We start from the raw sequence: 10,782 nt of genomic DNA on the forward strand, positions 1-10,782 counted from the left end.
CGGTGATCGCGGCTCGCAGGGCTTGCGGTGTCAGTTTGAAGCCCTGCGCCTCCGTGCAAGGAACGACCACGGGCTTGCCTTCGCCGAGCAGGACGATGTCGGTGTAGGAAACCCAATAGGGCGCGGGGACGACCACCTCGTCACCGGGGGCCAGCGTTGCCAGCAGGGCGTTGTAGATGATCTGCTTTGCGCCACCCGCGACGCTGATTTGCGAAGGCTTGTAGTCGAGGCCGTTCTCGCGCCTGAATTTCCCGGCCACCGCCTTCTTCAGCGCGGCGGTGCCGTCGACCGCCGTATAGCGCGTTTCACCCCTGCGCATCGCCTCGTAGGCCGCCTCGACGATGTGCGGAGGCGTTGGAAAATCCGGCTCGCCGGCGCTCAGGCTGATGACGTCGATGCCGGCCGAGCGCATTTCGATTGCCCGCGCGGTGACCGCCATGCTGGGGCTTGGCTTGATGACGTCAAGACGGGGAGCGATGAGGCTCACGGGAAATCCTCGGCATGGCTGCCGCGACGTTGCCGGGCAGGTGATATTTGGTACAAATTGGATAATGTATTCTGATTTTCGCGTCAAACCCCTTTTTCTGTGCCGAAGACCGGGTTATGTCTCATTCCAGTGGTGGGTCGATAGAGGAAAGTATCCAATCCTTCATCGCCGCGTATGACATTCGAGATAGGGAACACGATTGGAATGGGCACAAACTATGATGTGGTGATCGTCGGCGGCGGCGTTGTCGGCAGCTCGATCGCCTATTTCCTGTCAGCCAATCCGGATTTCGATGGCAGTATTGCGGTGATCGAGCGGGACCCCTACTACACGGCCTCCTCGTCTTCCTTGTCGACCAGCGCCATCCGCCAGCAGTTCGGCACGGCGCCCAACATTGCCATGTCGAAGTTCAGCATCGACTTCCTGCGCCAGGTAAAGACGCGGCTTGCCATCGGCGACGAGTTGGCCGACATCGGCCTGCATGAGCCCGGTTACCTCGTGCTGGCGACACCCGAGCGGGCAGACGCGCAGCGTGCCAAGAACCGCGTTCAGCGCGGCATGGGCGTCGACGCCGAACTGATCGAGCAGGTTGATCTGGCACGACGCTTCCCGTGGCTCAACACGGACGATCTCGCCCTTGGCTCGCTCGGCCTTGGCAGCGAAGGCTGGTTCGACGGCCCCGGCCTGATGCAGGCCTTTCGCCGCAAGGCGCGCACGCAGGGCGTGGACTATCTTGCCGCGACGGTGACCGGACTGACCATGGCGTCTCCCCAAAAGGTCGGCGAAGTGGTGCTCGACAATGGCGACCGGCTTGCCGCCGGCACGGTGATCAACGCGGCCGGACCGTGGAGCGCGGGCATCGCCAGGATGGCCGGCGCCGAACTGCCGGTTGTCCCGAGCAAGCGCTGCGTCTTCGTCTTCGAAACGCCGGCAAGGATCGAAAACTGCCCCTTCGTCTTCGACACGAGCGGCTTCTGGCTGCGGCCGGAAGGCCAGCTCTTCCTGTGCGGTATTCCGCCGGTGCGCGAGAACGAGCCGGACGATTTTGGCCTGGATGTGGATTACGACCTGTTCGACGAGTTGATCTGGCCGGCGCTCGCCCATCGTGTGCGCGGGTTTGAGCAATTGCGGATGTTGCGCGCCTGGGCGGGGCTCTACGAATACAACACCTTCGACCACAGCGGTATCATCGGCCGGCATCCCGAGGTTTCGAACTTTGTCCTGGCCACCGGCTTCAGCGGCCACGGCATGATGCATGCAGCGGCGACCGGGTCGGGCGTCAGTGATCTCATTGCCTATGGCGAGTACCGCTCTGTCGACCTGTCGGCCTTCCGCTACGAACGGATCGCTGGCAATCAACCTATCGAGGAACATGTCTACTGAAGCGAAACGGGCGACATGGCATCGCGGTGACAACGGTGCTATGCGTCCACTTCTTCAATCAACACGGCGCCAGTCAACAAACACGGCGGCCGCCTCAGGCTGATTCATGCTCGTACAGAAGAAAACCATCTCGACCCAGGTCGCCGATGCCATCAGGCAGAAGATCCTGATCGGCGAATACGAGGCCAACTTTCAGTTGCGGCAGGAGCATCTGGCCACCGAGTTCGGCGTCAGCCGAATTCCGGTGCGAGAGGCGCTGCATCAGCTTCATTCGGAAGGCTTCGTCACGCTGGTTTCCCACAAGGGCGCCGTCGTCACCTCCATTTCCCTGGACGAGATCCTCGAGCTCTACGAATTGCGGGCCCGGATCGAAACATGGCTACTGGCCCTCGCCATTCCAAGGATGACGGAGGCCGACCTCGCGCTGGCCCGCGAGCGCGCAAAGCAGCACCAGGAGCAGGGCAAGACCGGCGAGTATTCGAACCAGCTCAACTGGAACTTCCACGCCGCGCTCTACGCGCCGTCCGGCCGCAAGGCGACGATCGAACTGGTCGGGCGCATCTATCAGCAGCTGGAACGCTACACGCGCATGATGGTGACGCTCACCGAGATCCAGGCCCAGTCCGACCGCGACCACTGGCAGCTCATCGACCTATGCGAAGCCAAAGATACGCTGCGCGCCGTCGGCCTTTTGGAAATGCATATCATCACCAGCGGCAAATTCCTGGTCGACCGGCTTGAGGAATTGCGGGGCAGCTGATCAGTCGCCCCGTCTCCTTGTCCAGCCCCAATCCTTCGCGCGAAGATCATTTGCCGGGCAGATTGGTCGCCCTCGTCAGCAGGATCACGCCCGCCTTGTCGGCCGTATCGTAATAGGTGAAGCCGGTGCGGTTTTCCCGGCGCCCGCGCATCAGCACGGGAAGCCCGTCGTCCTGCGCCTTGGCCTCGGCTGCATCCGCATCGCGAACCTCAAAGCCGATATGGAAGACGCCTTCACCCTTGCTGTCGAGATGAATCCGCTGCGGTGAAGGATCGCCGTTCGGCTCGCACAGCTGCAGCTGAACGTTCGGCAAGTTGCAAATCCGGTATTGCATCGCCTTGAAACCCTCGGGGCTTGGGACCTGGAGTTCTTCGTATTCGGCCAGCGGCGGATAGGACTCCCATGGCCCGATGCCGATGGAGTCATAATAGGCCTGCGCCTTGTCGATATCGTGCACGACGATGCAGATGTGATGCAGCTTGTCGAAATTGCCCATGTCGTCACTCCCCATTCTTCTCACTCCTTGATCGGGACCGTATAGTTCAGAACGCGGCGCCCCCCGTCGGGGTAGATCGTCTCGCCGGTGATGTAGGAAGCGTCGTCGCTGGCCAGGAATGCCACGACCGAGGCGATCTCGGCTGCCGTGCCGAGGCGCCCGAGAGGTGTCCGCGAAAGGACCGCCCGTCGCATTTCTTCCGAGTCGATGAATGTCCCGTCCATGACCATGTCCGTGGCGATGGTGCCCGGCCCGACACCGACCACGCGGATGCCGTGGGGGGCGAAGGCGACGGCCGCGGTGCTGGTGACCTGGTTCATGCCGCCCTTGGAGATCGCGTAGGTGGCGACACGTGGGTTGGCGAGGCCCGAATTGATCGACGACATGTTGATGATGACGCCGCCTCCACCTTGCGCGATCATCTGGCGGGCTGCGGCCTGGGTGCCCATGAACGCACCTTTGAGATTGACGGCGAGAACCCTGTCGTAGTCCGCCTCTGTGATGTCGAGAAAGTCCTGGACCGGAGCGATGCCGGCATTGTTGACCATGATGTCGACACGGCCGAACTTCGCCACCGCCGCTGCAATCAGCCCATCGACCTGGTCCTTCTTGCTGACATCCGTGACGACCGCCAGGACGCTGTCGGTGGTACCGATTTCAGCGGCACATTTTTTTAACTCCACGGCATCGATGTCGCCGAGCACGAGCTTCGCGCCTTCGGCCAAAAAGCGTTCCGCGCAAGCGCGTCCGATGCCGCGCGCCGCGCCTGTGACAACCGCCACCTTGCCTGCCTGTCTCATGTCCAATCCTTCGATCATTTGTAAGTCGGCCACCGTCTCAGGGAGCATGGGCCGAGCTTGGCTAGGAATGGGGTTTCTCCCACCGAAGCCTAGCCTAGCGGATAACGAAGGGATTGGCGGTCTTGCCGGCGGTGTCTATCCACACCGTCTTGGTCTGCAGATAGGAATTGATGGCATCCTGCCCGCTTTCGCGCCCGATACCGCTCCTCTTGTAGCCGCCGAAGGGCGCCATGTAGGAGACGGCACGGTATGAGTTGATCCAGACCATCCCCGCTTCCATCGCGGCCGCGCCGCGCAGCGCCCTGCCCATGTCGCTGGTCCATATTCCCGCCGCCAGCCCATAGGGGCTGTCATTGGCAATGGCGAAGGCCTCGTCCTCGTCGTCAAAGGGGATGACGGACAGGATCGGCCCGAACACCTCCTCACGCGCGATCCGCATGGTGTTGTTCACGCCGGTGAAGATGGTGGGCTCGACGAACCAGCCCTCGGCCAGTTCACCCGAGGCCGGCTTGCCGCCGCCCAGCACGCAAAGCGCACCCTCGCGGCGCGCGATGCCGAGATAGGACAGCACCTTCTCGCGCTGGGCTTGCGTGGTGATCGGCCCGACCTGCGTCTCTTGCAGCGCCGGATTGCCCAATCGAGCGCTGGCCGCCAGCGTTATGACGCCTTCCACGAACCGGTCGTGGATTTTGCGATGCACCAGCAGCCGCGAACCCGCGATGCAGGTCTGGCCGCTGGCCGCGAAGATGCCTGAGATCGCGCCGTTGACCGCGCTCTCGATATCGGCGTCGTCGAAGACGATGTTGGCCGATTTGCCGCCGAGCTCCAGCGTGACGGTCTTTAGCTGTTCGGCAGCCGCCCGATAGACCGCGATCCCGCCAGGCTCACCACCGGTGAAGGCGATCTTGGCGACGTCGGGATGAGAGACGAGTGGCGCGCCGACATCAAGCGGCATGCCGGTAACGGTGTTGACCACGCCGGGCGGGAAGCCTGCCCGCGCAAACAGTTTCACGAACTCCAACGTCGAGGCCGAGGCGTGTTCCGACGGTTTGATGACGACAGTGTTGCCTGCCGCCAGCAGCGGCGCGAGCTTCCATGTCAGGAGTAAAAGCGGCGAATTCCAGGGCACGATCGCTGCAATGACACCCAGCGGTTCGTGGCGGGTGAAAGCGAACATGCCAGCCTTGTCGATCGGCAGCACCGACCCTTCGATCTTGTCGGCAAGACCGCCGAAATAGCGGAACCATTCCGGGATATAGCGCAGCTGTGCCGTCATTTCGGTGAGCAGCTTGCCATTGTCGCGCGTCTCGATGGCGGCAATACGATCTGCGTTCTCGGCGATCAGATCGGCCAGCCGCACGAGCAGCTTGCCCCGCGCGGTCGGCGTGATGCCGGCCCATTCCTTCGACCGGAATGCTGCCTTCGCGGACGCCACGGCGGCGTCCACCTGGCTCGCTCCCCCACGCGGGATCAGCGCCCAGGGCCTGCCGGTGAACGGATCATGGCTCTCGAATGTATCGGCTGTCGATTGCAACCGACCGCCGACCGTGTTCTGGAAACTAACCAGCGCCATATCGGTCCTCAACAGGTGGCAAAGCCCAGATGGGCGCGAAAGCGGTTCTTGACCTCGACCGCGTCGCGCGGCGGCAGCGAGCGCGGCAGGTTCTCGGCGGTGATTTTCAGCACGAAAAGGCGCGGACCGTCGGCCGGGCGCCGAAGTTCTCCACAGAGCATGTCGACCTCCTCCAGCGTACGCAGCTCGGCGGTCTTCGAAAAACCGCAAGCGGCCGCGACCTTGTCGAAACCAATGCCCTTGCCGGTATGGCTGGACTGCATGCCGGTCTCGCCGAAATGCTGATTGTCGAGCACGATCAGGTCGAGATTTTTCGGCCGCGCCACCGAGATCGTCGCCAGCGAACCGAACGCCATCAGCTGTTCGCCATCTCCGGTGATCACCATGACCCGCTTGTCGGGTTGGGCCTGGGCAAGCCCGAGGCCGATCAGCGCAGCACCCCCCATGGCGCCCCACAGATAATAGTTGTCGTTGCGGTCACCGGCAGCATGCACGTCGTAGCTCGGCGAGCCGAGACCGGTCACGACCAGGGCTCCGTCGCGGGCGTCAAGCAGCTTCTTCACCGCAACCCGGCGGTCCATCGTCGGTAAATTCATGTCGCTCACCACTTCTTCTTGCCGAGCAGCCGCTGCCCGATCAGCACGGCAATCTGCTGGTCGGCGTCGAAGGCCATCAAGGCTGCCTGCGCCACCGTCTCCACCAGGTCGGGACCGGTTTCGGCGCGCAGCACCCTGAGCCCTATCGCCTTCAGCGACGCCTCCGTCGCCTGCCCCATCGGCACCTGCCACGGGTTGAACTCGGCCCATTCGCCCCGCATCGTCACCAGGACGAGCAAGGGGAAGCGCGCCTGCACGGGAAGCGACAGCATGTTGATGCAATTGCCGACACCGGAGGATTGCATGAGCACGACGCTCCGCTTGCCACCGAGCCAGGAGCCTGCTGCGATGGCGATGCCCTCCTCCTCCGTCGTCAGCACATTGGTGACGACTTCGGGATCCTCACTGAAAAGGCGGATCAATGTGGTATGACCGGCATCCGGCACATAGGACATGTGGCTGATGCCGGCAGCCTTGAGCACCTCATAGACCTGATCCGGCCACTGCCTTTCAGACACGGTCGGAGCGGCGGCAAGCGCTGCTGCTTCCGGAGGTTTTGCTTGTATGCTCGCCGTCACCTTGCATCTCCGAGATATTGGACTGGCATCAGACTAGCGCGCTTGACCGATGCAATCTTCGTCTCTTTCTCGTGATCAGATATAATGGTATTCGATAGCTCATGGAGTTATCGCAGCTACGCACCCTCATCCATGTCGCCGAACTCGGCAGCCTCAGCAAGGCCGCCGACCGGCTGCACATTGCGCAGCCGGCGCTCAGCCGGCAGGTGCGCATGCTGGAGGAGGAATTGGGCTTTGCCCTTTTCCTGCGCCATGGACGCGGCATGGTGCTGTCCGAGCAGGGCAAGGAGGTGCTGGCGCACGCCATGCGCGTGATGGCCGAGATCGACGAGATCCGCGCCACGGCCACGCCCGCCGATGCGCCGCTGACCGGCGAAGTGGCCATCGGCCTGCCGCCCACCGTTGCCAACATTATTTCGCTGCCGTTGGCTGCCGCCTTCGGCAAAGCCCATCCCAAGGCGAAACTCAGACTTGTCAGCGCCTATACAGGCTATCTGCTGGACTGGATGCACCGCGGCGAGGTGGACGTCGCGGTACTCTACGACCCGCGCATGGCGCGTTCGCTGCGCTCGCGCCCGCTGCTCCTGGAAAACCTCTTCCTGATCGGACCGCCGGATGCGGGATTTTCAACCGTGCGCGCCGTGTCGTTCGCCTCGCTCGCGGGCAAGCGCCTGCTGCTGCCCAGCATCAAGCACGGGTTACGCATCATCGTCGAACGCTGCGCCACGGATGCCGGCATCACGCTCGATGTCGGCATCGAAGCGGACTCCTATTCGGCGCTGAAGGACCTGGTGCGCAACGGCCATGGCTGGACGATCCTGCCGCTCGCTCCCATCCATGCCGACGTGACTGCCGGGCTGCTCACCGCCGCGCCATTGATCGATCCGGTGCCCGTGCGCCGCCTGATCCTTGCCTACCCGGCGGACCGGCCTGCCTCGCGGCTGGCGCGGTTTGCCGGACAAGCGATAGAGGACATCGCCAAGGATCTTGTCGGGCGGGCCGTCTGGGTCGGCCAACTTCTCGGCCCTCCGCCATAAGCATTCGAATTCCGTTATATCTGCTCACGTCCGCTCTGCATTGCTGACAGGGCATGGAGGCGCGATAGTGAGGCCGCAGCAAGACGAAAACCCGGACAAACCTCATGGAAGCCTATCAGGACATTCGCGATGCCGTCGCCAGGCTGTGCACGCGCTTTCCCGGAGAATACTGGCGCGCACTCGACAGGGACATGACCTATCCCGGTGACTTCGTCGCAGCGCTGACGCAGGCCGGTTGGCTCTCGATCCTGATCCCGGAGGCATATGGTGGCTCGGGCCTGCCGCTTTCGGCCGCCGCTGCCGTGCTGGAGGAAATCCAGCGCGCCGGCTGCAATGGTGGCGCCTGCCATGCCCAGATGTACACGATGGGCACGCTTCTTCGCCACGGCTCGGAAGCCCAGAAGCAGCGATACCTGCCGAAGATCGCCGCGGGAGAATTGCGCCTGCAGGCATTCGGCGTCACCGAACCGAGCAGCGGCACCGACACCGGCGCGCTCAAGACTACTGCTCGCCTCGACGGCGATCATTTCGTGGTCAAGGGCCAGAAGATCTGGACCAGCCGCGCCGAGCATTCGGATCTGATGCTGCTGCTGGCGCGGACCACGCCGCTCACGAACGGCATGAAAAAGACCGACGGCCTCTCCGTCCTCATCGTCGACATGCGCGAAGCCGTCGGCAACGGCCTCACAATCCGGCCGATCCGCACCATGATGAACCATGCCACCACCGAGGTCTTCTTCGACGATCTGCGCGTACCCGCCGAAAACCTGATCGGCGAAGAGGGGAAGGGATTCCGCTACATCCTCTCGGGCATGAACGCCGAGCGCATCCTGATATCAGCCGAATGCGTCGGCGACGCGAAATGGTTCATCGAAAAGGCAAGCACCTACGCAAAGGAGCGGCATGTGTTTGGCCGGGCGATCGGCCAGAACCAGGGCATCCAGTTTCCGATCGCAAGGGCCTACGCCAACATGCGCGCGGCCGAACTGATGGTGCGCGAGGCGCTGAACCTCTACGAGGCCGGCAAGAACCCCGGATCCGAAGCGAACATGGCCAAGATGCTGGCGGCCGACGCTTCGAACGAAGCCGCCAATGTCTGCATCCAGACTTATGGCGGGTTCGGTTTTGCGGAAGAGTACGATGTCGAGCGCAAGTTCCGCGAGACGCGTCTCTATCAGGTCGCGCCGATCTCGACCAACCTCATCCTGTCATACCTTTCCGAGCACGTGCTTGGACTGCCGCGTTCCTACTAGGAGTCGTCCGTGAACGTCCTCATCGTCTATGCACACCCGGAAGCAAAATCCTTCAACGGCGCCATGAAGGATCTGGCCGTGGAAACCTTGACCCGCGCAGGCCACGATGTAGTCGTCAGCGACCTCTATGCGATGGGCTTCAATCCTGTCGCAGGGCCGGGCGACGTATCGGGCGAGCGTAACGATCCGGACTTCTTCAGCCTGCCGCGCGAACAGACCGCCGCCTACGAGGCCGGCGCACTGTCGGCCGATATCAGTGCAGAGATCGAAAAGGTGAAGCGGGCGGACTTCGTGCTGTTCCAGTTCCCGGTCTGGTGGTTCGGAATGCCAGCAATGCTCAAGGGCTGGGCCGATCGCGTCTTCGCGCGCGGTTTCGCCTATCTGCCGGGCCGCAAATACGACACCGGCATGTTCAGGGGAAAGCTCGCCATGGTGGCCGCCACCACGGGCACGTCGGCCGACACCTACGCGCCCGACGGCATCGATGGCGACATCCTCACGGTGCTGTGGCCGATCCACAATGGTCTGCTGCGCTATTCCGGCTTCGACGTGCTGCCGCCCTTCGTCGCCTACATGCCGGGCCGCGTCGGCGACGATGGCCGCAAGGCCTATCTGGACGCCTACCGCAAGAGGCTCGAGGACATTGATGGCACGCCGCATCTGTTCTTCCACGCCGCCGAGGACTACGGCAAGAACGAGCGGCTGAAGCCTGGTGTGCTGGCGCGCTCGGGAGTGCAGCGCAATGTCTGACGGCGCCCGCCCACTGGAGGGCCTGTTTGTCGTTTCGATCGAGCAGGCCGTCGCCGCTCCGCTCTGCACGGTCCGCCTTGCCGATGCCGGCGCACGCGTCGTGAAGATCGAGCGTCCGGAAGGCGAAACCGCGCGTCATTACGATTCCGCAGTGGAAGGCATGTCGGCTTACTTCGTCTGGCTCAACCGCGGCAAGGAGAGCGCGGTGCTCGACCTGAAGAGTGAGCACGACCTGGCTCTCCTGCACCGGATGGTCGCGCGCGCCGACGTCCTCGTGCAGAATCTCGCGCCAGGCGCCATCGACAGGCTCGGCCTCTCGGCCGATACAATTGCGAAAGAGTTTCCTCGGCTGATAGCCATCAACATCGTCGGCTACGGGCAGGACACGCCCTACGCGGCCATGCGCGCCTACGACATGCTGGTGCAGGCCGAAAGCGGCATCTGCGCCGTTACCGGCACGCCGGACACGCCAAGCAAGATCGGGGTTTCCGCCGCCGACATCGCCACCGGCATGAATGCCCATGCAGCGATCCTCGAAGCCTTGCTGGCGCGCCAGAAGACCGGGCGCGGCCGCATTGTCGAGATTGCCATGTTCGACGCCATGGCCGACTGGATGACCGTGCCGCTGCTGCACTACGAATATGCGGGCCGCGAGACGCAGAGATATGGCCTGGCGCATGCTTCGATCTACCCCTATCGACCTTATGCCTGTCGGGATGGCAGCGTGGTCGTGTCCATCCAGCAGAACAATGAATGGAAGCGCTTCTGCACGCTCGTGCTGCAAAGGCAGGATCTGTTCGCCGACGAACGCTTCGCCACCAATACCTGGCGGGTTGCCAACCGCACGGCGCTCGACGCCGAGATCGAACCGATCTTCGGGGCAATCGACTGCGACGAGGCCATAAGCCGTCTCGACGAGGCGCAGATCGCCTGGGGCCGGGTGAGTGCAATGCGCGACCTGCCGCACCACAAGGCGCTCCGCCGGACGGAGGTGGCACTGCCGGACGGCAAGCGCATCGCAGTACCAATGCCTGCAGGGCGGCCGGAGGGATTTGCAACGGTTCCCAGC

12 protein-coding genes are annotated in these 10,782 nt (G+C 63.3%); 6 read left to right on the top strand and 6 right to left on the bottom strand.

From position 1 onward, the window contains the following. On the bottom strand, nucleotides 1-487 hold a 487-nt coding region (locus EOC06_RS41520), incomplete at its 3' end, for an aminotransferase class I/II-fold pyridoxal phosphate-dependent enzyme (protein WP_245469292.1). Nucleotides 488-691: 204 nt separating this feature from the next. On the opposite strand from EOC06_RS41520, the gene EOC06_RS02385 reads away from it, so the two are divergent. Both EOC06_RS02385 and EOC06_RS02390 read left to right on the top strand, forming a co-directional pair. Next, nucleotides 692-1,870 (top strand): FAD-binding oxidoreductase, encoded by a 1,179-nt coding sequence (locus tag EOC06_RS02385; protein WP_128306996.1) that lies wholly within the window; start codon nucleotides 692-694, stop codon nucleotides 1,868-1,870. Between the two features lie 106 nt (nucleotides 1,871-1,976). Then, a complete protein-coding gene (locus EOC06_RS02390) occupies nucleotides 1,977-2,630 on the top strand; it encodes a GntR family transcriptional regulator (protein ID WP_023809526.1) in 654 nt (217 codons plus the stop codon). 46 nt (nucleotides 2,631-2,676) lie between these two features. Here the strand turns inward: EOC06_RS02390 and EOC06_RS02395 are convergent, their stop codons facing one another. The 5 genes from EOC06_RS02395 to EOC06_RS02415 form a co-directional block, all read right to left on the bottom strand. Further along, the gene (locus EOC06_RS02395) at nucleotides 2,677-3,141 is read right to left on the bottom strand and encodes a VOC family protein (RefSeq protein WP_245463670.1); all 465 of its coding nucleotides are present in this window, start codon (nucleotides 3,139-3,141) and stop codon (nucleotides 2,677-2,679) included. Nucleotides 3,142-3,146: 5 nt separating this feature from the next. Continuing rightward, the gene (locus EOC06_RS02400) at nucleotides 3,147-3,926 is read right to left on the bottom strand and encodes an SDR family NAD(P)-dependent oxidoreductase (RefSeq protein ID WP_024503240.1); all 780 of its coding nucleotides are present in this window, start codon (nucleotides 3,924-3,926) and stop codon (nucleotides 3,147-3,149) included. A gap of 94 nt (nucleotides 3,927-4,020) precedes the next feature. After that, entirely contained in the window at nucleotides 4,021-5,499 is a 1,479-nt protein-coding gene (locus EOC06_RS02405) for an aldehyde dehydrogenase (protein WP_127395449.1), read from the bottom strand. An 8-nt stretch (nucleotides 5,500-5,507) separates the two neighbouring features. Further along, on the bottom strand, nucleotides 5,508-6,095 hold the full coding sequence (locus EOC06_RS02410) for a thiamine pyrophosphate-dependent enzyme (RefSeq protein ID WP_127269711.1): 588 nt from the start codon (nucleotides 6,093-6,095) through the stop codon (nucleotides 5,508-5,510). 5 nt (nucleotides 6,096-6,100) lie between these two features. Next, entirely contained in the window at nucleotides 6,101-6,613 is a 513-nt protein-coding gene (locus tag EOC06_RS02415) for a thiamine pyrophosphate-binding protein (protein ID WP_164748823.1), read from the bottom strand. A 161-nt stretch (nucleotides 6,614-6,774) separates the two neighbouring features. Here EOC06_RS02415 and EOC06_RS02420 point away from each other — a divergent pair, with 161 nt between their 5' ends. From EOC06_RS02420 to EOC06_RS02435, 4 genes are all read left to right on the top strand, one after another. Then, nucleotides 6,775-7,710, top strand: coding sequence for a LysR substrate-binding domain-containing protein (locus EOC06_RS02420; RefSeq protein WP_128306997.1), 936 nt, complete (start codon nucleotides 6,775-6,777; stop codon nucleotides 7,708-7,710). A gap of 104 nt (nucleotides 7,711-7,814) precedes the next feature. Then, entirely contained in the window at nucleotides 7,815-8,963 is a 1,149-nt protein-coding gene (locus tag EOC06_RS02425) for an acyl-CoA dehydrogenase family protein (RefSeq protein ID WP_128306998.1), read from the top strand. Between the two features lie 9 nt (nucleotides 8,964-8,972). Then, complete coding sequence (locus EOC06_RS02430) at nucleotides 8,973-9,713, top strand: NAD(P)H-dependent oxidoreductase (RefSeq protein ID WP_127318279.1); 741 nt, start codon at nucleotides 8,973-8,975, stop codon at nucleotides 9,711-9,713. Further along, nucleotides 9,706-10,782 (top strand): CaiB/BaiF CoA-transferase family protein (locus EOC06_RS02435; protein WP_245469293.1); only part of this gene is annotated, 1,077 nt, incomplete at its 3' end. The genes EOC06_RS02430 and EOC06_RS02435, both read left to right, overlap by 8 nt.

The sequence above is a fragment of the Mesorhizobium sp. M7A.F.Ca.MR.362.00.0.0 genome, from assembly GCF_004023175.1.
GTDB lineage: Bacteria > Pseudomonadota > Alphaproteobacteria > Rhizobiales > Rhizobiaceae > Mesorhizobium.

What these genes read in the sequence shown, in the direction of transcription:
- EOC06_RS02385 (WP_128306996.1), top strand. Translation starts at nt 692, where the DNA reads ATGGGCACAAACTATGATGTGGTGATCGTCGGCGGCGGCGTTGTCGGC.
- EOC06_RS02395 (WP_245463670.1), bottom strand. Translation starts at nt 3,141, where the DNA reads ATGGGGAGTGACGACATGGGCAATTTCGACAAGCTGCATCACATCTGC.
- EOC06_RS02420 (WP_128306997.1), top strand. Translation starts at nt 6,775, where the DNA reads ATGGAGTTATCGCAGCTACGCACCCTCATCCATGTCGCCGAACTCGGC.
- EOC06_RS02400 (WP_024503240.1), bottom strand. Translation starts at nt 3,926, where the DNA reads ATGAGACAGGCAGGCAAGGTGGCGGTTGTCACAGGCGCGGCGCGCGGC.
- EOC06_RS02390 (WP_023809526.1), top strand. Translation starts at nt 1,977, where the DNA reads ATGCTCGTACAGAAGAAAACCATCTCGACCCAGGTCGCCGATGCCATC.
- EOC06_RS02405 (WP_127395449.1), bottom strand. Translation starts at nt 5,499, where the DNA reads ATGGCGCTGGTTAGTTTCCAGAACACGGTCGGCGGTCGGTTGCAATCG.
- EOC06_RS02410 (WP_127269711.1), bottom strand. Translation starts at nt 6,095, where the DNA reads ATGAATTTACCGACGATGGACCGCCGGGTTGCGGTGAAGAAGCTGCTT.
- EOC06_RS02425 (WP_128306998.1), top strand. Translation starts at nt 7,815, where the DNA reads ATGGAAGCCTATCAGGACATTCGCGATGCCGTCGCCAGGCTGTGCACG.